General features: G+C 73.0%; 20 protein-coding genes. 11 read left to right on the top strand and 9 right to left on the bottom strand.

The genetic code is table 11. The features are described from left to right. Window positions 1-20 precede the first annotated feature (20 nt). From IE267_RS32795 to IE267_RS32785, 3 genes are read right to left on the bottom strand one after another with little or no spacing between them, the layout of a single operon-like run. On the bottom strand, window positions 21-944 hold the full coding sequence (locus IE267_RS32795; protein ID WP_189765664.1) for a DMT family transporter: 924 nt from the start codon (window positions 942-944) through the stop codon (window positions 21-23). 60 nt (window positions 945-1,004) lie between these two features. Beyond that, window positions 1,005-1,958 (bottom strand): EamA family transporter, encoded by a 954-nt coding sequence (locus IE267_RS32790; protein WP_189765663.1) that lies wholly within the window; start codon window positions 1,956-1,958, stop codon window positions 1,005-1,007. Between the two features lie 38 nt (window positions 1,959-1,996). After that, on the bottom strand, window positions 1,997-3,310 hold the full coding sequence (locus IE267_RS32785; protein ID WP_189765662.1) for an MFS transporter: 1,314 nt from the start codon (window positions 3,308-3,310) through the stop codon (window positions 1,997-1,999). Window positions 3,311-3,441: 131 nt separating this feature from the next. Here IE267_RS32785 and IE267_RS32780 point away from each other — a divergent pair, with 131 nt between their 5' ends. Continuing rightward, on the top strand, window positions 3,442-3,981 hold the full coding sequence (locus tag IE267_RS32780) for a MarR family winged helix-turn-helix transcriptional regulator (RefSeq protein WP_167153123.1): 540 nt from the start codon (window positions 3,442-3,444) through the stop codon (window positions 3,979-3,981). A 365-nt stretch (window positions 3,982-4,346) separates the two neighbouring features. On the opposite strand, the gene IE267_RS32775 is transcribed toward IE267_RS32780, so the two are convergent. From IE267_RS32775 to IE267_RS32765, 3 genes are read right to left on the bottom strand one after another with little or no spacing between them, the layout of a single operon-like run. After that, on the bottom strand, window positions 4,347-4,586 hold the full coding sequence (locus tag IE267_RS32775) for a hypothetical protein (RefSeq protein WP_100579665.1): 240 nt from the start codon (window positions 4,584-4,586) through the stop codon (window positions 4,347-4,349). Between the two features lie 20 nt (window positions 4,587-4,606). Beyond that, window positions 4,607-6,652 (bottom strand): 4-alpha-glucanotransferase, encoded by a 2,046-nt coding sequence (gene malQ, locus IE267_RS32770; RefSeq protein WP_189765661.1) that lies wholly within the window; start codon window positions 6,650-6,652, stop codon window positions 4,607-4,609. Between the two features lie 4 nt (window positions 6,653-6,656). Then, window positions 6,657-6,836: a hypothetical protein gene (locus IE267_RS32765; RefSeq protein WP_167150890.1), complete on the bottom strand. Its 180-nt coding sequence runs from the start codon at window positions 6,834-6,836 to the stop codon at window positions 6,657-6,659. A 246-nt stretch (window positions 6,837-7,082) separates the two neighbouring features. On the opposite strand from IE267_RS32765, the gene IE267_RS32760 reads away from it, so the two are divergent. After that, the gene (locus IE267_RS32760; protein ID WP_189765660.1) at window positions 7,083-9,983 is read left to right on the top strand and encodes a glycoside hydrolase family 84 protein; all 2,901 of its coding nucleotides are present in this window, start codon (window positions 7,083-7,085) and stop codon (window positions 9,981-9,983) included. A 114-nt stretch (window positions 9,984-10,097) separates the two neighbouring features. On the opposite strand, the gene IE267_RS32755 is transcribed toward IE267_RS32760, so the two are convergent. Further along, a complete protein-coding gene (locus IE267_RS32755) occupies window positions 10,098-10,634 on the bottom strand; it encodes an HNH endonuclease (protein ID WP_161245686.1) in 537 nt (178 codons plus the stop codon). Between the two features lie 251 nt (window positions 10,635-10,885). Here IE267_RS32755 and IE267_RS32750 point away from each other — a divergent pair, with 251 nt between their 5' ends. After that, entirely contained in the window at window positions 10,886-11,956 is a 1,071-nt protein-coding gene (locus IE267_RS32750) for a mechanosensitive ion channel family protein (RefSeq protein ID WP_229861544.1), read from the top strand. Window positions 11,957-12,045: 89 nt separating this feature from the next. Here IE267_RS32750 and IE267_RS40200 read toward each other — a convergent pair whose 3' ends face one another. Beyond that, window positions 12,046-12,171, bottom strand: coding sequence for a hypothetical protein (locus tag IE267_RS40200; RefSeq protein ID WP_268251610.1), 126 nt, complete (start codon window positions 12,169-12,171; stop codon window positions 12,046-12,048). Between IE267_RS40200 and IE267_RS32745 the strand changes: the two genes are divergently transcribed. Beyond that, window positions 12,170-12,835 (top strand): class I SAM-dependent DNA methyltransferase, encoded by a 666-nt coding sequence (locus IE267_RS32745; protein ID WP_189765659.1) that lies wholly within the window; start codon window positions 12,170-12,172, stop codon window positions 12,833-12,835. The two genes, IE267_RS40200 and IE267_RS32745, sit on opposite strands and share 2 nt — an antisense overlap. 54 nt (window positions 12,836-12,889) lie before the next feature. On the opposite strand, the gene IE267_RS32740 is transcribed toward IE267_RS32745, so the two are convergent. Then, window positions 12,890-13,714 carry a hypothetical protein gene (locus tag IE267_RS32740; RefSeq protein WP_189765658.1) on the bottom strand — a complete coding sequence of 275 codons (825 nt, stop codon included), beginning with the start codon at window positions 13,712-13,714 and terminating at the stop codon, window positions 12,890-12,892. A gap of 214 nt (window positions 13,715-13,928) precedes the next feature. Here IE267_RS32740 and IE267_RS32735 point away from each other — a divergent pair, with 214 nt between their 5' ends. The 7 genes from IE267_RS32735 (at window position 13,929) to IE267_RS32705 (ending at window position 22,377) form a co-directional block, all read left to right on the top strand. Then, window positions 13,929-15,131 (top strand): ROK family transcriptional regulator, encoded by a 1,203-nt coding sequence (locus tag IE267_RS32735; RefSeq protein WP_189765657.1) that lies wholly within the window; start codon window positions 13,929-13,931, stop codon window positions 15,129-15,131. Window positions 15,132-15,296: 165 nt separating this feature from the next. After that, window positions 15,297-16,634, top strand: coding sequence for an ABC transporter substrate-binding protein (locus IE267_RS32730; RefSeq protein ID WP_189765656.1), 1,338 nt, complete (start codon window positions 15,297-15,299; stop codon window positions 16,632-16,634). 6 nt (window positions 16,635-16,640) lie between these two features. Further along, window positions 16,641-17,585 carry a carbohydrate ABC transporter permease gene (locus IE267_RS32725; protein ID WP_167153116.1) on the top strand — a complete coding sequence of 315 codons (945 nt, stop codon included), beginning with the start codon at window positions 16,641-16,643 and terminating at the stop codon, window positions 17,583-17,585. A 1-nt stretch (window position 17,586) separates the two neighbouring features. Further along, entirely contained in the window at window positions 17,587-18,501 is a 915-nt protein-coding gene (locus tag IE267_RS32720) for a carbohydrate ABC transporter permease (RefSeq protein ID WP_161245255.1), read from the top strand. A gap of 5 nt (window positions 18,502-18,506) precedes the next feature. Beyond that, the gene (locus IE267_RS32715) at window positions 18,507-19,814 is read left to right on the top strand and encodes a 6-phospho-beta-glucosidase (RefSeq protein WP_189765655.1); all 1,308 of its coding nucleotides are present in this window, start codon (window positions 18,507-18,509) and stop codon (window positions 19,812-19,814) included. After that, a complete protein-coding gene (locus IE267_RS32710) occupies window positions 19,811-20,785 on the top strand; it encodes an N-acetylglucosamine kinase (protein ID WP_189765654.1) in 975 nt (324 codons plus the stop codon). The genes IE267_RS32715 and IE267_RS32710 overlap by 4 nt, the downstream gene beginning before the upstream one ends. A 197-nt stretch (window positions 20,786-20,982) precedes the next feature. Then, entirely contained in the window at window positions 20,983-22,377 is a 1,395-nt protein-coding gene (locus IE267_RS32705) for a GlnX family signal transduction membrane protein (protein ID WP_373304621.1), read from the top strand. Window positions 22,378-22,390: the final 13 nt, after the last annotated feature.

The following is a 22,390-nucleotide window of genomic DNA, read 5'->3' as shown; positions in this document are numbered from 1 at the left end:
CGGCGCCCCGCACGGCCGCCTCACCTGCGGGAGCCGAGGACGACCCCGCCGAGGATGAGCGCCATGCACACCAGCTGCGCCGGGCCCGTGGCCTCGCCGAGCAGCGGGTAGGAGAGCAGCGCCACACAGACCGGCTGGAGGTAGTAGACGACTCCGGCGCGGGCCGCGCCGATCAGCGAGATCGCCTTGTTCCAGGCGAAGAAGGCGACGGCGGAGGAGAGCACGCCGACGTAGAGGAGCGGTCCGACGGTGGCGGGCCGGGCGTCGAAGCCGCCCTGCACCGCGAGGCTGACGCCGTACGCGGGGGCCAGCATCAGCGCGCCGAGCACGAAGGTGGTCAACAGGAAGGTGAGCGAGCCCAGTTCGGCCGGTCGGCGACGGAGGAGCACGCTGTACGAGGCGAAGCTGAGGGCCGCCGCGACCATCCAGAGGTCGCCGGGGGCGAGGTCGAGGGTGAGCGAGCCCTTGCTGACCAGGAGCAGCACCCCGACCACGGCGACGAGCAGTCCGATGGTGCGCCGGGCGCCGAGCCGACCGCCGGTGAGGCGCTCGTGGACGGCCATCAGCACGGGCGAGGCGGCCATGATCATGCCCATGTTGCCGGCCGACGTGGAGGTGCCCGCTTGGTTGACGAGGGTGTTGTACACGGTGATGCCGAGCAGCGAGGCCACCGTCAGATGGCCCAAGTGCGCCCGGATCAGGGCGCGTTGGCGCCAGGTCTCGCGGATCGCGAAGGGGGTGACCGCGGCGATGGCGATCAGCCAGCGCCAGAACGCGGCCTGGACCGGCGGGACGGAGTCGTGCAGGGCGCGCGAGGCGACGAAGCTCCCGGACCAGACGACCGTCGCGACGGCCGCGAGGGCGAGGCCGAGCCCGGAGGCCTGCCCCGCCCTCTTGGCCGCAGTGGCGCGCGGTGTGCTGCGGACTGGGTCCAGGACGGTCACGATGACTCCGTTTCGGGGGCGGTGGGGCTAGGCGCGCCTGCCGCGGCGCTCGATGTGCCCCTACCGTCGCACCGGCGCACCGGTTACGTCCATCGAAAGTTCTGCGGCATTACCTTCAGTAGAACTGAACGGTACGATCTCTTCGACGGGCTTCCTCGGGCCCGTGCCGATCTGTCCGGCCAGGGTGGCCCCGAAGGCGATCGCCATGCCGAGGAGCTGTACGGGGGCGAGCGCCTGGCCGAGCGCCGCCCAGCCGATGACCCCGGCCGTGAGCGGCGAGAGCGGGCCGAGGAAGGTGACGGAGGTGGCGGTCATCCGGCCGATGCCGCGGAACCAGAGCCAGTAGGCGACGGCCGTGTTCACCAGGGCGAGGTAGAGGTATCCGGCGATGTTCCGGCCGTCGAGCGCGGGCGGCGCACCCTCCACGAAGAAGGCGACCGGGGCGATGAGCAGCCCGCCCGCGGTGAGCTGCCAGCCGGTCAGGATCAGCGGCCCGGCCCCCTCCGGACGTCCCCACCGCTTGGTGAACACGGTCCCGGCGGACATCGACGCCGAGGAGCCGAGCGCCGCGATCACCCCGATCGCGTCGAAGGACCCGGCCGCCTTGAGGACGACGAGGCTGACCCCGAGCGCGGCGGCGATGCCGGTGAGCAGGGTGCGCAGGGTGGGCTTTTCGCCGAGGAAGAGGGCGGCGAGTCCCGCCACCCACAGCGGCCCGACCGAGCCGATCACCGCGGCCATGCCGCCGGGCAGGCGGTAGGCGGAGAGGAAGAGCAGCGGGAAGAACGCCCCGATGTTGAGCGCGCCCAGGACCACCGACTTCCACCACCAGTCGCCTCTCGGCAGGCGCCGGGTCAGGGCGAGCAGCGCGAGTCCGGCGGGCAGCGCCCGCATCATGCCGGTGAACAACGGACGGTCGGCGGGCAGGAATTGGGTGGTCACGAAGTAGGTGGAGCCCCAGGAGACGGGCGCGAGGGCGGTCAGGGCGACGGTGGTGAGGCGGTTCCGGTTCATGACGGACTCCCGGGGGACGAAGGGACGAGGGGGGCGGATCAGCGGGCGGCGGCGACCGGCGCCGAAGGCGCCACCCGCGCGGCGGCGACCGGGACGGCGGGGGCCACCCGGACGGCCCCGGCGGGCAGCACCCGCTCAAGCCGCACCACGGCCAGGGCCGCGACCAGGGACGTACCGACGAGCAGGGCCCACGGCAGACGTCCGTCGACCGCCATCAGGGCGGTGAACAGCGAGGGGGCGAGCGCGGCGGACAGCGACCAGGACAGCTGGTACGCCGCGAGGTAGCGGCCCCGCAGCGCCTCGGGAGCGGCGGCCACCGACAGTGCTCCGGCCGAGGGGCTGTGGACGAGCTCGCCCAGCGTGTAGAGGGCGACGATGGCCATCAGGGCCCCGCCGAGCACGATCCCCGAGCCGGGCCGGAACGTGCCGAGCACGATCTGGGCCGCGAAGGCGGCGGCGAACAGGAGCGAGCCGAGCGCGGTGGAGCGGGTGCGCCGGGCGCCGCGCGCCCGGACCCGGGCGGCGACGACGACCCCGCCCGCCGCGCACATCACGGTGTTCAGCGTGAACGCGGTGCCGGTGATGGCCTGCGGCCCGCGCAGCCAGGTGGTCAGGTACAACGGGAAGAGGACCGAGAGGGCCGAATAACCCAGTGCGTTGAGGAAGTTGACGGCGGTGAGCCCGAGGAAGGGCCGGTCGGCGAAGACCTGCCGATAGCCGGCCGACGGCTTGGCCGGGTCGGCCGACGGCGCCCCGCGTTCGGCCCGTACGCCCCGCATCAGTACGGCCGCGAGGGCGAAGCTGGCCGCGTTCAGCCAGGCCGCGGCGGTGAAGCCGGCGTCTCCCGCGAGGCCCACGATGAGCGAGGCGAGCAGTGATCCCGCGCCGAGTCCGCCGTTGCGCAGAGCACGCGAGGAGGCCTGCAGCCGGTCCCGGTCGGCGCCCCGGGCGACCTCGCCGATCAGGGACTGCTGCACGGCGGGGAAGGCCCGGTCGCCGAAGGCGGTGGCGAGGGCGACGGCCGCGAAGGCCGGCAGGGAGTGGGCGAACGGGTAGAGCAGGAAGCCCGTACCCCGCACCCCGTACAGCAGGAGCTGTACGCGCCGCGCCCCGTACCGGTCGACCGCGGCCCCCGCGAGCGGCAGTCCGCCGAGGCCGAGCAGTCCGACGACGGTCAGGACGAGACCGACGGTGGCGAAGCCGAGCCCGGTGACGTGGTGGAAGAAGACGAGGCTGAACGGGACGTACATCCCGGAGCCCGTCGCGTCGACCGCCATGGCGACGAGCATGCGGCGCTCCCCGGGTATGCGGGGGACGCGGGTACGGCTGCGAGTGCTGCGGAACGTACGCATGGGGGCTCCCGGGCGGGGCGGTGGCGATGGGTAACGTCGTCAACTACTCGACGGCGATTAGCTTACCTCTAAGCTACTTATCGTCAAGCAACTTTCTTGCGCGTGACCGACCTTGCTCGGATACTGGTCCCATGACGACGGCAAAGACGACTTCCGCGACTTCTCCGGCTGCTGTGGCCGTTCCCGCTCCGGACGCGGTGGATGCGATCGCCGCGCAGTGGGCGGAGGTCCGCCCGGACCTGGAGACCGAGCCGATGGCGGTGTACGGGCGGATCTACCGGATCTCGCGCGCGATGGGCGACCGGATGGAGAAGGAGTACGCGCGGTTCGGCATCGGGCGCGGCGAGTTCGACGTCATCGCGACGCTGCGGAGGTCGGGTGATCCCTACACGCTCTCACCGCGTCAGCTCTCGGCGACGCTGATGCTGACGACGGGCGGGATGACGGGCCGCCTGGACAAGCTGGAGAAGGCGGGCCTACTGCTGCGCAGCCCCGACCCGAACGATCGGCGGGGTCTGCGGGTGAGTCTCACGGAGCGGGGGCTGCGGCTCGTGGACGAGTCGGTGACGGCGGGGCTCGCGGTACAGACGGAGGTGCTGTCCGCCGCGCTCGACCCCGCGGAGACGGCTCAACTCTCGGCCCTGCTGAGGAAGTTGCTGGCAGCACACTGAGCGCGGCACGACGCGGCACGGCACGGGGTGGCATGACCGCCCGACCCCGCAGGGGCTCCACCCGGGGCCCCTGAAGGACTCGGCGCCGGGGCACCTACAGCCCGCCCGAGGATGTCGGCCCCTGGCCGCACCGGCGCTGGGACACCTACAGCCCGCCCGGGAATCCCCCCTGACCCCACCGATGCCGGGGCACCTACAGCCCGTCCGGCGTTTGAGGACGAGCGCCCTCAAGGCGCGAACGGGGTCTGGGGCGGAGCCCCAGGGGGACCCGGAACCAACCAACCCCGGGCAACGGGCGGGCGGGCGGGAAAAGGGCCCGGGGCGCAGCCCCAGGCACCTTCCACCACCCGCACGCCCGGCGAGGGCTACGCCTTGTTGGGGGTCTTCCGGGACTTGTCCAGGACCATGACCAGGCCGGCGATGATCGCGAACAGCGCGATCGGCGCGACCACGAACAGACCGATCGTGTCGATCACGCTCAGACCGGTCCCCGGGTCGTCACCGTCATCGCGCGTGAGCGCGAGCGCCGGGGACGACATGAGCAGCATCATCAGCGTCGTACCGGCTGCTACGGCGCCGGCGCGCAGGGCGTTCTTCTTGTCCACGGTGCAAACGTAGCGAACGCCTAGGAGGGCCGCGCGCCCGGGGGTGCCGTACGGGGGCCCGAGCGCCCGCCCACCCCCCGGAACACGCGCATCAGTTCGTGCAGCCGCGGCGAGGCCGTGACCGCCTCCAGGGTCAGGGGCCGGCCGTCGGGCCCGGCCACCGGCAGGCGCCAGTTCGGGTACTGGTCCCACGTCCCCGGCAGGTTCTGCGGCCTGCGGTCGCCCACCGCGTCGGGCAGCCACACCCCGACGAGCCGCGCGGGCGTACGCAGCAGGAAGCGGTGGACCGCGATGACCTCGGCCTCCTCGTCGCCGCGGGCGTCGGGGAGCAGACCGAGCCGTTCGAGGTAACCGAGCCATTCGGACACCTCCGCGCGGGCGGCGCGCTGTTCCGTCGCGAGCGGGCTCGTGAGCAGCCCGAGGCGGTGGCGGAGCTGGACGTGTTCGCCGGTGAGCCGGGCCGCGGTGGACGGCAGGTCGTGCGTGGTGGCGGTGGCCACACAGCCCGGCCGCCAGGTCTCGGGCGCCAGGGGCTGCCCCGTACCGGCCCAGTCGCGCTCGAACCAGAGCACGGACGTGCCGAGCACGCCCCGCTCGGCGAGCGCCTCGCGCACGCCGGGTTCGACCGTGCCGAGGTCCTCCCCTATGACGACGGCGCCCGCGCGGTGCGCCTCCAGAGCGAGGACGGCGAGCATGGCCTCGGCGTCGTAGTGGACGTACGTGCCGTCGGTGGGCGGATGCCCCTCGGGCACCCACCAGAGACGGAACAGGCCCATCACGTGGTCGATGCGCAGGGCGCCCGCGTGCCGCAGCAGGTTCCGGAGCAGCCCGCGGTAGGGGGCGTAGCCCGAGGCGGCGAGGACGTCGGGGCGCCAGGGCGGCAGACCCCAGTCCTGGCCGAGCGCGTTGAAGGCGTCCGGGGGCGCCCCGATGGACATGCCGGGCGCGAAGGCGTCCTGCTGGGCCCAGGCGTCGGCACCCTCGGGGTGCGCGCCGACGGCGAGGTCGTGGACGAGGCCGATCGGCATGCCCGCCTCGTGGGCCGCGCGCTGGGCCGCGGCGAGCTGCGTGTCGGTGAGCCAGGCGAGCCAGGAGTGGAAGTGGACGCGGTCGATGAGCTCGCGCCGGGCCCGGCCGGTCGCGGCGGACCGGGGGTCGCGCAGCCCTTCGGGCCAGCGCCGCCAGTGCGGCCCGTACCGCTCGGCGAGCGCGCACCAGGTCGCGTGGTCCTCCAGGGCCCCGCCCTGCTCGGCGAGGAAGTCGCAGTACGCGGCCCGGCGGCCGGGCCCGAGCGGCACCCGGTACAGCAGGTCGAGGGCTTCGCGCTTGAGCTCCCAGACGGCGTCCCGGTCGATCAACTCACCCTTGGTGAGCACCCGTTGGCGCAAGTCCGCGGCGCGCTCGGTCAGCTCGTCGAGCCGGGTGCGGTCGGCGGCGTACGCGCACTCGGGGACGTCCTCGACGCGCAGATGGACGGGGTCCGGGAAACGGCGCGAGGACGGCCGGTACGGGGAGGGGTCGGTCGGGGTGCCGGGCACCGCCGCATGCAGGGGGTTCACCTGCACGAATCCGGAGCCGAGCGTGCGTCCGGACCAGGAGGCGAGCTCCGCGAGGTCGCCGAGGTCCCCCATGCCCCAGGAGCGGTTGGACAGCAGGGAGTAGAGCTGGACGAGGAAGCCGTGCGCGCGCCCCTCGGGCTGCGGCACGGCGGCCGGTGCGACGACGAGCGTCGCGGTCGCGGTCCGTCCGTCCCGGTGCAGCACATCCAACTGGTGCACGCCGAGCGGGAGTTGGTCGACCGGGGTGCCGACGACCGTCAGCTCGTCGGAGAGGCCCGGCACCGGCCCGTCGCCCCAGCGCACCAGGCTCGGGGGCAGCAGGCGGTCCGCGTCGGCGGCCTCGGCGTCGGCCAGGGCCCGGCGCAGCGCGGCCGGGGTCGAGGCGTCCACGCCGAGCGCGGCGAGGACGGCGACCACCGTGGCGTCCGGCACGTCGACGGTGAGGCCCGCCGACGGGGAGTAGGACGTGGCCACGCCGTGCCGGGCGGCGAGCCGGGCCAGGGTCATGGCCTCAGAACCCCGCGGCAGCGGCGACCGGCGTCGGCTCGCCGGAGAACCCCGCGGCAGCGGCGACCGGCGTCGGCTCGCTGGTGAGCGGGGGCTCGGCCATGGGGGGTTCGCTGATGAGGGGCTCGGCGTCGGCCATCGGGGGCTCGCTGGTCAGCGGCTGCTCGGGGGCTTGGGCGACCACGGGGGCCTCCATTTTCGGTGGACGGCAGGAACAGGGATGCCCTACCCAGAGGACGGCCCGCCAGACGTACCGCCGCACACAAGCTCGTACCGAGTCCATCCCACCAGGCATATCAGACAGATCGGCCACCCGCGTTGACACCTTCGGCAGACGGGTGATGAGCTCGTGCCTCACGCCACGTCATGATGCGATCACAGCGGGTCATGAGCCGAGTGGCGATCACGCCGTGTCGCGTAAGGGGTGGCCGTGCACGTCGGTCGCGGAAGGACGGTGACGGCCCTCGCGGTCGCCCTGATCGGCGGGCTGATCGGTTCGGCGCCCGGCGCCCTCGCCGCCCCCGGCCCCGCCCACACCGCCCTCGACCCGGCCCTGGAGGCGGGCCCGCCGCCCGCGGTGTGGCCCCGGCCGCAGTCGATGCGGGCCGCGGGCGCCCCGGTCCCGCTCGGCGGCGAGGCGGTGCTGCTCACGGACCCGGGCGCCGATCCGCATGCCGTCCAGGCGGTCGAGGACGTCCTGGAGGCGGCCGGGGTGGTGGCCGTGCACCGCCGGCTGCCGGGCGCGGGGCCGGTGTTCCGGCTCGGCGGCCCCGGCGCCGAGGGCGCGCTGCGGGCGCTGCGGGTGCCGGCACGGGACGATCTGGCGCCCGGCGGCTACCGGATCGGGGCGGGCCGGGTCGGCGGGCGGGACACGGTGGCGCTCGACGGGGTCGGCGAGGACGGCCTGTTCCACGCGGCCCAGACCCTGCGCCAGCTCGTCGGCGTGGACGCCCGGGGGCGACGGCGCATCCCGGGGATCGCCGTGCGCGACTGGCCGGGGACCGCCGTGCGCGGCCTCGCGGAAAGCTTCTACGGACGCCCCTGGACCCTTCAACAGCGCCTGGAGCAGCTCGACTTCATGGGCCGCACCAAGCAGAACCGCTATCTGTACGCACCGGGCGACGACCCCTACCGCCAGGCCCGGTGGCGCGAGGCCTACCCCGCAGGGCAGCGCGCCGCCTTCCGGGCGCTCACCGAGCGGGCGGCCCGCAACCATGTGACGGTGGCCTGGGCGGTGGCGCCCGGCCCGGACCTGTGCCTGTCGTCGGACGCCGACGTGGCGCGCCTGAACCGCAAGCTGGACGCGATGTGGGCACTCGGGGTGCGGGCGTTCCAGTTGCAGTTCCCCGACGTGTCCTACAGCGAATGGCACTGCGACGCGGACGCGGAAACGTTCGGCTCGGGCCCCCGGGCCGCCGCCGCGGCGCACGCCCGGGTGGCGGGCGCGGTGGCCGCCCACCTCGCCGCCGCCCACCCCGGCTCCGGGGCGCTCTCGCTGCTCCCGGCCGAGTACTACGAGGACGGGACGACCGACTACCGGCGCGCACTCGCGGCGGCCCTCGCCCCGGGCGTCCAGGTCGCCTGGACCGGGGTGGGGGTGGTGCCGAAGACCATCTCCGGGGCCCAACTGGCCGCCGCCCGGGCCGCGTTCGGGCATCCGCTCGTGACGGCGGACAACTATCCGGTCAACGACTACGCCCCGGGCCGGATCTTCCTCGGCCCGTACACCGGCCGCGACGGCGCCGTCGCGGGAGGTTCGGCGGCGCTGCTCGCCAGTGCGATGGCGCAGCCGGCGGCGTCCCGCATCCCACTGTTCACCGTCGCCGACTTCGCCTGGAACCCGCGCGCCTACCGGCCGCAGGAGTCCTGGCGGGCCGCCGTCGACGACCTCGCGGGCGGCGATCCGATGGTCCGCGAGGCGCTGGGCGCGGTGGCGGGCAATGACTCGGCGTCGGTGCTCGGCCACCCCGAGTCGGCGTATCTGCGACCGTTCGTGGCCGCCTTCTGGGCGGCGCGTCCGGGCCCGGACGCGGTGGCGCGTGACCGTACGGCCGGGGCACTGCGGGCCGCTTTCACGGTGTTGCGGGAGGCCCCGCAGCGCCTCGCCCAGCAGCAGGTCGGCGTCGAACTGGCGCCCTGGACAGCCCAGTTGGCGCTCTTCGGGCAGGCCGGCGAGCTCGCCGTCGATCTGCTCCAGGCCCAGTCGGCGGGCGACGGCGCCGCGGCCTGGCGGGCCGCCCTCGCGCTCGCCCCGTTGCGGGAGCGGCTGCGGGACGCCCCGGTCACCGTCGGCGCGGGCGTACTCGACGCGTTCCTTGACCGGGCGGGCCGGGCGGCCGACGCCTGGACCGGCGCGGACCATCCGGCCGTCGGCGTCACGAGGTCGCCGGGCGCCCACGCCGTCGCGCCGGGCGGCGCCCGCCCGGTCCTGGCCCTGACGGTCCTGGCCGACCCCGGCACCACGGGCGAGGTCCAGGCGCACGTCCCGGGCGAGGACTGGCACACCCTGGGCCCGCTCGACGCCTCCGGCTGGACCCAGCTGGCGGCGGGCGGGGTGCGGGCGGATGCGGTACGGGTCGTGGGCGGGGCCTCCGGCGTACGCCGCCTGGTGCCCTGGTACGCGGACGAGCCCGCGGCCCACCTCGCGCTCGGTCGCGGCACCGTGGACGCCGAGATCGGCGGGGCGGCGCGGCCCGTCACCGTCTCGGTCGCGGCGATGGGGCCGGGGCCGGTGCGGGGCGCGCTCACCGCGCGGGCCCCGCGGGGCATCACCGTGCGGCTGCCCCGGGTCACCTCGGTGGCCCGCGGAACCAGCGCGGACGTGCCGGTCGAGGTGAGCGTGGCCCGGGGCGCGCCCGCGGGCAGCTACCGGGTGCCGCTGTCCTTCGCGGGCCGGGAGGTCACCCTGACCGTACGGGCCTTCCCGCGCACGGGCGGGCCCGACCTGGTCGCGGGCGCGAAGGCGACGTCCTCCGGGGACGTGGGCCCGGACTCCTCGGCACGCGCGGCGGCCGACGGCGACCCGGCGAGCCGCTGGACCCCGCCGCCGGGGGACGGCCCCTGGTGGCAGGCCGAGCTCGCGGGCCCGGCCCGGGTGGGCAGGGTGGTGCTCCAGTGGCAGGGGGCCGGTGCCGGGCACTATGCGGTGCGGGTGTCGACGGACGGGCGTAGCTGGCGTACGGCGGCGACGGTGGAGGGCGGCCGGGGCGGGCGTGAATCCGTTCCGATGGATGCCGTGGACGCCCGTTTCCTCCGGATCGAGGTGCTGGGGCGGGCGTCCGGTGCGGACCGTTCGCTGTGGTCGGTCGAGGCGTACGCCGTCGAGCACTGACGGCATCCGGGACCCAGGGCGTACCGGGCCCTACGAAGTACGGCCCGACCGTGCACGGCCGAACGTGCACGGCTCGGTGGAGCGGACGGCGGAGCCCGGACCGCGTCGGGTCCCTCAGGCGGAGATGCCGTCGATCCGGGCCATGGCGTCGTCCGCGCCGAAGGGCTGGAGGTAGGGCAGCCAGCGCGGGTCGCGGTGGCCCGTGCCGATGATCCGCCAGGCCAGGCCCGTGGGCGGGGCGGGCTGGTGGCGAAGGCGCCAGCCGAGCTCCAGGAGGTGCCGGTCCGCCTTGACGTGGTTGCAGCGCCGGCAGGCGGCGACGACGTTCTCCCAGGCGTGCTGGCCACCGCGACTGCGCGGAATCACGTGGTCGACGCTGGTTGCGACGCCACCGCAGTACATGCAGCGGCCACCGTCCCGGGCGAACAGGGCACGGCGGGTCAGTGGAACGGGCCCCCGGTAGGGGACCCGCACGAAGCGCTTGAGCCGGACGACGCTGGGCGCGGCCACGGCACGGGTCGCGCTGTGCAGGAAGGCGCCGGACTCCTCAAGGCTGACGGCCTTGTTTTCGAGGACGAGGACGAGCGCGCGACGGAGCGGTACGACGCCGAGGGGCTCGTACGACGCATTGAGGACCAGGACGTGCGGCACGGGTGCCTCCTATTACGCCGGCGGCGCGTGGCTCGCGCCGGGACGATCTGCTCTCCAGTCTCTCCTCATGCCTGGTCGAAGCGCCACCACGTCCGGGTAACGGGCTCGAAGTGTTTTCGACCACACACCCTTCTTTCCCAGGCCGCAGGGCCCTCTCCCCCGAACACGTCAACGGAGCACCGCTCTTGCCCCGTTAGTGTGGTGGGTCTGCCCTCGCCTTCGCCGGCACCGCAACGCTGGAGGTTCCTGCCGTGAACTGGTCCGCCGTCCTGGCCGACGGATCGCCGCCGCCCACACCCGCGACGCTGGAGGACGCCCAGAAGTCGGCGACCGAAGCCGCCGGGTGGGTGGAGCAGAACTGGTCGACGTGGTTGTACGTCGGATTCCGCATCCTCCTGATCATCGTCATCGCCTCGGTCCTGCGGGTTCTGGTCCGCCGGGCCCTGACCAAGCTCATAGAGCGGATGAACCGCAGCGCCCAGGCGGTCGAGGGCACCGCGCTCGGCGGGCTCCTGGTCAACGCCGAGCGGCGCCGTCAGCGCTCGGAGGCCATCGGCTCGGTGCTGCGCTCGGTGGCGTCCTTCCTCATCATGGGCACGGCCGCCCTGATGGTCCTCGGCGTCCTGAACATCGATCTGGCCCCGCTGCTCGCCTCGGCGGGCGTGGCGGGCGTGGCGATCGGTTTCGGCGCCCGCAACCTGGTCACGGACTTCCTGTCCGGGGTGTTCATGATCCTGGAGGACCAGTACGGCGTCGGCGACTCGATCGACGCGGGGGTGGCCTCGGGCGAGGTGATCGAGGTCGGCCTGCGCGTGACGAAGCTGCGCGGCGCGGACGGCGAGATCTGGTACGTCCGCAACGGTGAGATCAAGCGCATCGGAAATCTGTCCCAGGGCTGGGCGACGGCCGGGGTGGACGTCCGGGTCCGCGCCGGCGAGGACCTGGAGCGGCTGCGCACGGTGATCAACGAGGCGACCGAGTCCATGGCGAAGGAAGAGCCGTGGAACGAGCGCCTGTGGGGGCCGGTGGAGATCCTCGGCCTCGACGAGGTGCTGCTCGACTCGATGGTGGTCCGCGTGTCCGCGAAGACCATGCCGGGCAAGGCGCTGAGCGTGGAGCGGGAGCTGCGCTGGCGCATCAAGATCGCCCTTGACGCGGCGGGCATCCGCATCGTCGGCGGTGTGCCGCTGGCGGAGGAGCCGGTCGCGGTCGACCCGTCGGCCGCGGTCTCCGCCCCCTCCGCCCTGAACAACCCGACCTCCCCGCAGTCCCTGGCCACGGCCCCGATCCCGCCTTCGCAGAACCTGTCGAAGCCTCAGTAACAGCGCGCACGCCGCACGAAGGGCGCCCCCTCCGGATCTTCCCGGAGGGGGCGCCCTTCATCGCACGGGGTACTGCCCCACGGCCCGACTCAGCCGTACCAGTTGACCTGGACGAGAACCACGCGCTCGCCGCGTACGTCGGTCGGATGGCTGAGCATCGCCCGGCCCCGGCTCTCGGTACGCACCCACGCCGCCGGAACTAGTGTCACCTGCATGCCCGAACACGACGACTCCCTGGCCGCCACCCGCGAGGCCTACGACACCGCCGCTCCCACCTACGCGCGGCTGTTCCGCGACTCGTTGCGCGAAAGTCCCCTGGACCGGGCCATGTTGGGCGTCTTCGCCGAGGCGGTGCGGGCGGGTGGGGGCGGCCGGGTCGCGGACCTGGGGTGCGGGCCGGGGCACGTCACCGCCCATCTGGCGGACCTGGGCCTCACCCCCTTCGGCGTCGATGCCTCCCCGGCGATGATCGAGCTGGCTCAACAGGCCTACCCGGGGCTCCCGTTCGAGGTGGGCTCGATGGGCGCCCTGGACATCGCCGACGGCGCGCTGGGCGGCATCCTCTCGCGGTGGTCCATCATTCACACGCCGCCGAGCGAACTGCCGCCCATGGCAGGGGAGTTCAGCCGCGTGCTGGTGCCCGGCGGCCATCTCCTGATCGGCTTCTCGGCGAGCGACGACGCGTCCCGCCCCACGCAGGTCTTCGACCACGCGGTCGCCCCGGCCCACCGCTGGTGGCCCGACCACCTCTCCGAGCTGCTGCGTGCGTCCGGGCTCACCGAGGTGGCCCGCATGATCCGCGAGCCGCAGCCCACGGACCGCCGCCAGTTCAAGGAGGTCCACCTCCTGGCCCGCAAGTCCCGCGCGGACACGGACTGAACCCGCGGCGACCCGACCGCCCGGCGGGAGGCGGCCGTGGCCGACGCACCGGCGTCACCCGCCGCTCCGCCGGGACCGCTCCGCCCGCCTGCGGCTGCGTCGGGCCGCCCTCCGGCCCCGGGGCACCCGGTGGTACATGACCGTGGAAAGCTCCAGCTTGAACACCATTCCGCACTGACGACGTATGTCGGCCACCGACCTCGCCTCCGGCTCGCGCAGGCATCGGACCAGTGGCGGATCACTCTCCGTGCAGCAGTCCGGCTCCTCGTCGACGAGCGTCCGCCGACTCCCGATGCCGCGCACGGCGTCCCACGACAAGGTCTGGTCCGGAGCGGACAGCATGCACGGTTCAGGCCCGTTCGGGCCGTTGGGACCGGGGCCGGTGCCGCGGTAGTAGTCGACGAGGAGGCCGTACTGGTTCCGGTGACGGAACGGGATCGTCGCGTCGCCGGTCTCGACGGAGGCATACCGGTCACCAGCGTCGAGGATGCCGTCCAGGACGTCCCCGACGCGGCGCGGGTCGGCTCCGTAGTAGGCGGTGACCCGCATCTCGCACCGGATCCTGTACTCATCCCTGCCGGTCTGTTCGAACAGCTCCCTCGCCACTCCCCCGACGCATCGGTCGCTCACCCGTACCAGGCCGAGGCCGAGCGGTGTCTGTTCGGCGTAGGCGTCCACGACGGCCCGAAGGCGCGACTCGGCTTCCGTGCGGCGCCGTTGCACCTCGGCATCGCCCGCGAGCCCGCGCACCTCCTCCGGGCTCGGCGCACGGTCCCGGGAGGCGTAGGCCGCGTACGCGAAGAAGAGGAGGAGCCCCAGGGGCCGCACGACCCTCTCGCGCGCGGCGGACAATGCGTGGCGTATGCGCGGAATCGTCATGTACCCACCCTGGCACCGCAGTTGGGCCCTGCCATCCGTACGGATACTCAGACCACCCGCCCCGCCCGGCAGATAACGCTTTGGTAGCCGCCGACGCCCCGGCGGGGCACGCCCATTGACGGGCCGATGACGGGCGCCCTACGTTCCTCACAACCAACAGGAAACTTTCCTAACAGTGCAGGAAAGCGGGAGCCCGAAGGGCAGGGGATTCGTCGTGGCCGGTACTACCCCGGGAACGCCGCGCGTACTCCGCGCGATGAACGACCGCGCCGCGCTCGATCTGCTGCTGGCGCACGGGCCCCTCTCGCGGACCCGTATCGGCAAGCTCACCGGGCTCTCCAAGCCGACCGCCTCGCAACTGCTCTCCCGGCTGGAGGCCGCCGGGCTCGTCGTCGCCACCGGGACGACCGAGGGACGGCCCGGGCCCAACGCCCAGCTGTACGCCGTCAACGCGACGGCCGCCCACGTGGCGGGAGTCGACGTCACGCCCGAGCGGATCCGCGCCGCCGTCGCCGATGTGGCGGGCAGCGTCGTCGGGGAGTTCGAGGTGGCGACCCCGGGGCGGCGCGCCGAGTCCGTGGTGCGGCAGGTCACCGGCGCGCTGGACGGCGCCGCCAAGGCGGCCGGGCTCGTCCGGGGCGGTCTGCACCGGGTGGTCATCGCCACCCCGGGCGCCTTCGATCCCGGCACCGGACGGCTGCGCTACGCCTCCCACCTGCCGGGCTGGCACTCCCCCGCGCTGCTCGACGAGCTCGCCGCAGCGCTGCCGATGCCGGTCGAGTACGAGAACGACGTCAACCTCGCCGCCATCGCCGAGCAGCGCCTGGGCGCGGCCCGCGACCACGACGACTTCGTCCTGCTCTGGAACGAGGGCGGACTCGGCGCCGCCCTCGTGCTCGGCGGCCGCCTGCACCGCGGCTTCACCGGCGGCGCGGGCGAGGTCGGCTTCCTGCCCGTGCCCGGCGCCCCCCTCGTACGCCATGTCACCAAGGCGAACTCGGGCGGCTTCCAGGAGCTCGCCGGCGGGCAGGCGCTGCCCCGGCTCGCCCGGGAGCTCGGAGTCGACGACATCCCGGGCGGCACCGTCAACGAGGTGGCCGCCACCCTGATCGCGCGCGGCGCCGAAGCCGAGGACGGCCCCGAGCGCCGGCTCCTCCAGGCGTTCGCCACTGGGCTCGCGACCGGCCTCGCCTCCCTCGTCGCGGTGCTCGACCCCGAGCTCGTCGTGCTGTCCGGCGGCCTGCTCACCGCCGGGGGCGAGCCGCTGCGCGCGCTCGTCCAGACCGAACTGGGCGAGCTGGCGGCCTCCCGGCCCCGCCTCGTCATCGGCGAAGTGACCCGACTTCCCGTACTGCGCGGCGCGTTGGAGGCCGCCCTCGCCACCACGCGGGACGAGGTCTTCGACACCTCGCGCTGAACCACCCCTGCCCCTGCCCCTGCCCCTGCCCCTGCCCCTGCCCCACCTCACCGCGCCGAAGCGACCCCTGCCGCATCCGCAACTCCCTGCCGAAGAAACCCCCGCCCGCCACCTGGCGCCACAGCAGCCCCCGCCCCTCCACCCCCCTCCCCGGGAGACACCGCCATGCCCGCATTCCGCCGGAAGTCGGCCGCCGTACTGGCCGCGACCGCATCCATAGCCCTGTTCGCCTCGGCCTGTACGGGCCAGAGCAACACCAGCGCCAAGGACGACGCGTCCAAGGACACGACGATCACCTTCTGGCACGGCTGGAGCGCGCCCAACGAGGTCAAGGCCATCCAGGCCGAGGTGGACGCCTTCCAGAGCGCGCACCCCAACATCCATGTGAAGGTCGTCGGCAACATCAACGACGACAAGATCAACCAGGCGCTGCGCGCGGGCGGTTCCAACGCCCCGGACGTGGTGTCGTCGTTCACCACGAACAACGTCGGCAAGTTCTGCTCGTCCAACGCCTTCGTCGACCTCGCCCCGTTCCTGAAGAAGGACGGGATCGACCCGGCGAAGACGTTCCCCAGGACCATGAACGAGTACACCCAGTTCCAGGGCAGGCGCTGCTCGCTGCCGCTGCTCGGGGACTCCTACGCCCTCTACTACAACAAGGACGCCTTCAAGGCGGCCGGGATCGACGCCCCGCCCACCACCTGGTCCGAGTTCGAGACGGACGCCAAGGCCCTGACCAAGCCCAAGGGCGACTCCTACGAGCAGCTCGGCTTCATGCCGAACTACCACGCCTACGAGACGACCACCGAGCACTACCTGGCGCAGTGGTCGCCGACGTACTTCGACGCCAGCGGCAAGTCGAACATCGCCAAGGACCCGGCGTTCGAGAAGGGCCTCGCCTTCCAGAAGCAGCTCGTCGACGGCCTCGGCGGCTTCGCCAAGCTGGAGAAGTACCGCTCCTCGTTCGGCGAGGAGTACGGCGAGACCAACCCGTTCAACACCGGTCAGGTCGCCATGGCGATGGACGGCGAGTGGCGGCTCGGCATGGCCCTGGACAGCAAGCCCAAGTTCGACATCGGGGTGGCCCCGCTGCCCGTCCCCGACGACCAGAAGGCCACGCACGGCAAGGGCTATCTGACCGGCACCATCGCGGGCATCGCCGCGACCTCGAAGAAGCAGAACGCGGCCTGGGAACTGGTGAAGTTCCTGACCACCAACACGGACGCGGTGGTGAACTTCGCCAACGCCATCCACAACGTGCCCTCCACCTTCGACGCCCTCAAGTCGCCCAAGCTGCAAGCCGATCCGCGCTTCAAGACGTTCCTGGACATCGCCCAGAACCCGAACTCCACCACGTCGCCGGCCTCCGTCAACGGCGGCCAGTACCTGGTGTCGTTGCAGAACCTCGGCTACGACGTCGAGAGCGGGAAGCAGACCGACATCAGGGCCGGTCTCGCCAGGACCGCCCAGGAGATCGACGCCGCGATCGCGCAGGCGAAGTAGCCCGGCATGAGCACCACGTACACACTGCGCTCCAAGCACCGCCGCTCGGCGCTGCGGACCCTGGCGTTCCTCTCGCCCTGGCTGATCGGGTTCGGCGTCTTCTTCGCCTACCCGCTGATCTCCACGGTCTACTTCTCCTTCACCCACTACGACGGCTTCGGCGCGGCCACCTTCGACGGCCTCAAGAACTGGTCGTACGTGTTCAACGACTATCCGCTGTTCTGGCCGGCCCTGCGCAACACGCTGTGGCTGGTGGTCGTGATGGTCGCCTGCCGGGTGGTGTTCGGGCTCGGCATCGGCATGCTGATCACCAAGATCAAGACGGGTGTAGGCGTCTTCCGCACGCTGTTCTACCTGCCCTACCTCGCCCCGCCGGTCGCGGCCACGCTCGGCTTCGTCTTCCTGCTCAACCCCGGTACCGGGCCGGTCAATTCGCTCCTGGGCGACCTGGGCATCCCGGCGCCGGACTGGTTCACCGACCCGTCCTGGTCCAAGCCCGCGCTCACCCTGCTCGCGGTGTGGGGCGTCGGCGACCTCATGGTCATCTTCATGGCCGCGCTGCTCGACGTGCCCAAGGAGCAGTACGAGGCCGCCGAGCTGGACGGCGCGTCGCCCTGGCAGCGGTTCCGCTACGTCACCCTGCCGAACATCTCGCCCATCGTGATGTTCGCCGTGGTCACCGGCGTCATCCAGGCGATGCAGAGCTACACCCAGCCGCTGGTGGCGGGCAAGGTCGCCTCCGGCATCATCGGCAACTCGGGCCAGCAGTTCGAGCCCGGCTATCCCGACAAGTCGACGCTGACGCTGCCCCAGCTCGTCTACAACCTGGGCTTCCAGCGCTTCGACTACGGCTCGGCGTGCGTAGTCGCGCTGGTCCTGTTCGCCCTCTCCATGGTCTTCACGGCGCTCCTCATGAAGCGCCGCGGCGGACTGATCCAGGCAGGTGAGTGACATGACGTACGCCCTGGAGACACCGGAGGCACCCGAGGCACCGAAGCCGCCGGAGGCCGAGGCCGTCAGCCCGGCGGCCAAGGTCGCCCGGCGCAAGGCCCTGCTGCAGTGGATCGCGGTGCACTCGCTCGGCGTCGCGGCCGCGCTGTTCTTCGTGCTGCCCTTCGTCTTCCTGCTGCTGACCTCGCTGATGGACAACCAGCAGACCCTGACCCGGGACCTGGTCCCGCACCACTGGGCGTGGTCCAACTACCGCAAGGTGTTCGACACTCCGGGCTTCCTGACCTGGTGGAAGAACACCCTGCTCTACGCCGGACTCGGCACCGTGCTCAGCGTGGTGTCGTCGGTGCCGGTGGCCTACGCGCTCGCCAAGTTCCGCTTCCGCGGCCGCAATCTGTCACTGATGCTGGTCATCTCGATGATGATGCTGCCGCCGCAGGTGATCATCATCCCGATGTACCTGTTCTGGGCGAAGCAGCTGGACATGGCCGGCACGCTGTGGCCGCTGATCATCCCGCTGGCGTTCGGCGACGCGTTCACCATCTTCCTGCTGCGGCAGTTCCTGATGACCATCCCCAACGAGTACCTGGACGCCGCGAAGGTGGACGGGTGCGGGGAGTTCCGCACGCTGATCAAGGTGGTGCTGCCGATGGCCCGGCCGGGCATCGCCGCCGTCGCGCTCTTCCAGTTCTTCTACGCCTGGAACGACTACTTCGGACCGCAGATCTACGCGTCCGACACGCCGGCGTCCTGGACCCTGAGCTACGGCCTGGAGTCCTTCAAGGGCGCGCACCATACCGACTGGAACCTGACCATGGCCGCGACCGTTCTGGTCATGGCCCCCGTGATCCTCGTCTTCTTCTTCGCGCAGAAGGCTTTCGTCGAGGGCGTCACACTGACCGGAGTGAAGGGCTGATACGCATGCTGCAATCCCCCGGGGGACAACCCCCGAACCCCCGGCCGAAGAAACTCGCAGTAGTGGGGGGCGGGTCCACCTACACCCCCGAACTCATCGACGGCTTCGCCCGGTTGCGGGACACGCTGCCCATCAGCGAGCTCGTCCTGGTCGACCCGGCGGCCGACCGCCTGGAGCTCGTGGGCGGGCTCGCCCGGCGCATCTTCGCCAAGCAGGGGCACCCGGGGAGGATCGTCACCACCTCCGACCTGGACGCCGGTGTGGAGGGCGCGGACGCGGTGCTGCTCCAGCTGCGCGTCGGCGGCCAGGCGGCCCGCCAGCAGGACGAGACCTGGCCGCTGGAGTGCGGCTGCGTGGGCCAGGAGACCACGGGCGCGGGCGGCCTCGCCAAGGCGCTGCGGACCGTGCCGGTGGTGCTCGACATCGCCGAGCGCGTACGCCGCAGCAACCCGGACGCCTGGATCATCGACTTCACCAACCCGGTGGGCATCGTGACCCGCGCCCTGCTCCAGGCCGGGCACAAGGCGGTCGGCCTGTGCAACGTGGCCATCGGGCTCCAGCGCAAGTTCGCGGCACTGCTCCAAGTGACGCCCGGTGAGGTCCACTTGGACCACGTCGGCCTCAACCACCTCACCTGGGAGCTCGGGGTGCGCCTGGGCGGGCCCGAGGGCGAGAACGTCCTGCCGAAGCTGCTCGCCGAGCACGGCGACGCCATCGCCGACGACCTGCGCCTGCCCCGCCAGGTCCTCGACCGGCTGGGCGTCGTGCCCTCGTACTACCTGCGGTACTTCTACGCGCACGACGAGGTGGTGCGCGAGCTCGGCACCAAACCGTCGCGGGCCGCCGAAGTCGCGCAGATGGAGCGGCAGTTGCTGGCGATGTACGGCGACCCGGCGCTCGACGAGAAGCCCGAGCTGCTCGCCAAGCGCGGCGGCGCCTTCTACTCGGAGGCGGCCGTCGACCTCGCGGCCTCGCTGCTCGGCAACGGAGGCAGCCCCGTGCAGGTCGTGAACACGTACAACAACGGCACGCTGCCCTTCCTGGCGGACGACGCCGTCATCGAGGTGCCGGCCCGGGTGGACGCGGTCGGCGCGGTCCCGCTCGCGGTGCCCGAACTCGACCCGCTGTACGCCGGGTTGATCGCCCACGTCACCGCGTACGAGGACCTCGCCCTCGAAGCCGCCCTGCGCGGCGGGCGCGACCGGGTGTTCCGGGCACTGCTCGCGCACCCGCTGGTCGGGCAGTACGACTACGCCGACGGGCTCACCGACCGGCTGATCGCGCACAACCGGGAGCACCTTTCGTGGGCATGAGTGTGCTGGCGATCGACGCCGGCAACAGCAAGACCGACGTGGCCCTGATCGACGCGGACGGCACGGTGCTCGGCGCCGCCCGGGGCGGCGGCTTCCGGCCGCCGGCGGTGGGCGTCGAGGCGGCCCTGCGCACGCTGGCCGCCGCGGTGGAGGAGGCCCACCTCGCCTCCCGGGTCCCCGGGCCGCTGCGGGTCGCCCACGTCTCGGCGTGTCTGGCCAACGCCGATCTGCCCGTGGAGGAACGGGAGTTGGCGGCCGCCCTGGAGGCGCGCGGCTGGGGCGGGTCGGTGCGGGTGTACAACGACACCTTCGCGATACTGCGCGCCGGGCTGCCGTGCGGCGCCGAGCCGCGCGGGGTCGCGGTGGTGTGCGGCGCGGGCATCAACTGCGTCGGCATGACCCCGGACGGGCGCACCGCCCGTTTCCCCGCGATCGGAAGGATCTCCGGCGACTGGGGCGGGGGCGGCGGCCTCGCCGAGGAGGCGCTGTTCTTCGCGGCGCGCGCCGAGGACGGCCGGGGCACCCCGACCGCCCTCGCGGCCGCGCTGCCCGCCCACTTCGGGCTCGCCTCGATGTACGAGCTGATCGAGGCACTGCACCTGGGCAGGCTCCCGTTCGCGCGCCGCCACGAGCTGAGCCCGGTGCTGTTCGAGGTCGCGGCGGCCGGGGACGCGGTGGCGCGCTCCCTGGTCGACCGGCAGGCCGAGGAGATCGTGGCGCTCGCGACGGTCGCCCTGGACCGGCTCGATCTGCTCGACGTGCCGACGCCGGTACTGCTCGGAGGCGGCGTGCTCGCGGCCCGCCATCCGCAACTCCACGACGGCGTACGCGAGTTGCTCGCGGTCCGGGCGCCCAAGGCGGAGCCGCTCGTGGTGACCGCCTCGCCGGTGCTCGGCGCGGGGCTGCTCGGCCTCGACCACCTGTCGGCACCCGCCGGCGTCCACGCGCGGCTGCGGGGCCAGTACGCCTAGCCCCGAAAACGGGCGGGGCCCCGGGGAACCGACGGGATCGCCACCGCGTATACATGGTGGGGACGCAGGACGGGGGCGAGGGGGCCCGCCGGACACCCCGAGGGGCGCGAGCGGCAGGTAACAAGATCCAGACAACCCTGGATGGTTGTCGGTCCCTGCGGCCATACTGCCTAGGCAGCGACCGAGGGGGAGGTCAGGTGGCGAATCCGCCGAACGTGCGCGAACCGGAGACGCGGGAGTCCGCGGCCCGGTCCGCGCCACAGCCGCAGCCACAGCCACGGCCCGGCACGCGCCGGGCCTGGGCCGAGACGCGGGAGCGGCTGCGCGCCGCCGCGACGACCGAGCCCGGCCGCCTGTGGATCATGGGCGCGGTGGTGGCGGTGCTCGTCGTGGCCTTCGGCGGGATCACCGCCTGGGAGGTCTCGGACCGGTCGGCCGCGGCGAGCGACGTGGTGAGCCGCAGCCAGCCGCTGAGCGCGGACGCCGCCTCCATCTACCGCTCCCTGGCCGACGCCGACACGGCGGCCGCGAGCGGGTTCCTGGCGGGCGGCCAGGAGCCGGTGGACGTGCGCAAGCGGTACGACACGGACATCTCGACCGCCTCCCGGCTGCTGGTCAAGGCGGCAGCGAACACCTCGGGGTCCGCCGAGTCGGCCCAGCAGATAGCCACCCTGAACGAGCAACTGCCGCTCTACAACGGCCTGGTCGAGCAGGCGCGCGCCAACAACCGGCAGGGCTTCCCGGTCGGCGGCGCCTATCTGCGCTTCGCCAACCAGAAGATGAGCACCAGCCTGCTGCCCGCGGCCCAGAAGCTGTACGAGGCCGAGACGGGCCGCCTCTACGACGACTACGACCAGGCGGACACCTGGCCGTACGCGGCGATCGCGCTCGGCCTGGTGGCGCTCGGCGGCCTCGTCGCGGTCCAGCGCCGCAACTACCTGCGCACCAACCGGGTGTTCAACCACGGCCTGCTCGCCGCGACCGCGGCCTCCACGGTGGTGCTGCTCTGGCTGGTGGTGGGGCACGCGGTGGCCTCCTCCGACCTGTCGACCTCGCGGGCGCACGGCCAGGAGTCCCTGAAGGTCCTCAACGACGCCCGGATCAGCTCCCTGCAGGCCCGCGCCAACGAGAACCTGACGCTGGTGGCCCGGGGCGCGGTGCTCACCCAGGACGGCAAGGACCTGTACGAGGCGGAGTTCACCAAGGAGATGGCGTCCCTGACCGACAAGCTCGGCGCCGCCAAGGACCTCGCCGACGACTCGGCGGGCCAGGAACCCGTCGTGAAGGCCGTCGGCGACATGAACGAGTGGAAGAAGCGCCACACGGCGGCCCGCAAGACGGACGACAGCGGCGACTACGACGGCGCGCTGACCCAGGTCCTCGGCGCGAAGGGCTCCACCGGCGAGTGCTTCGACCAGGTGGACAAGGAGCTCGACTCGGCGATCGCCCATGAGCAGGCCCAGTTCACCACGGCCGCGTCCGACGGGCACGGCGCCCTGACCGGCCTCCCGCTGGGGGCGGCACTGCTCGCGGTGCTCGCGGCCGCCGGCGCCGGCGTCGGCATCAGCCGCAGGCTCGCGGAGTACAGGTGAGCGGCATGGACAG

The organism is Streptomyces xanthochromogenes, assembly GCF_014650455.1.
Classification (GTDB): Bacteria; Actinomycetota; Actinomycetes; order Streptomycetales; family Streptomycetaceae; genus Streptomyces; species Streptomyces xanthochromogenes.
This window is presented reverse-complemented; position numbering and strand designations above follow the sequence as displayed.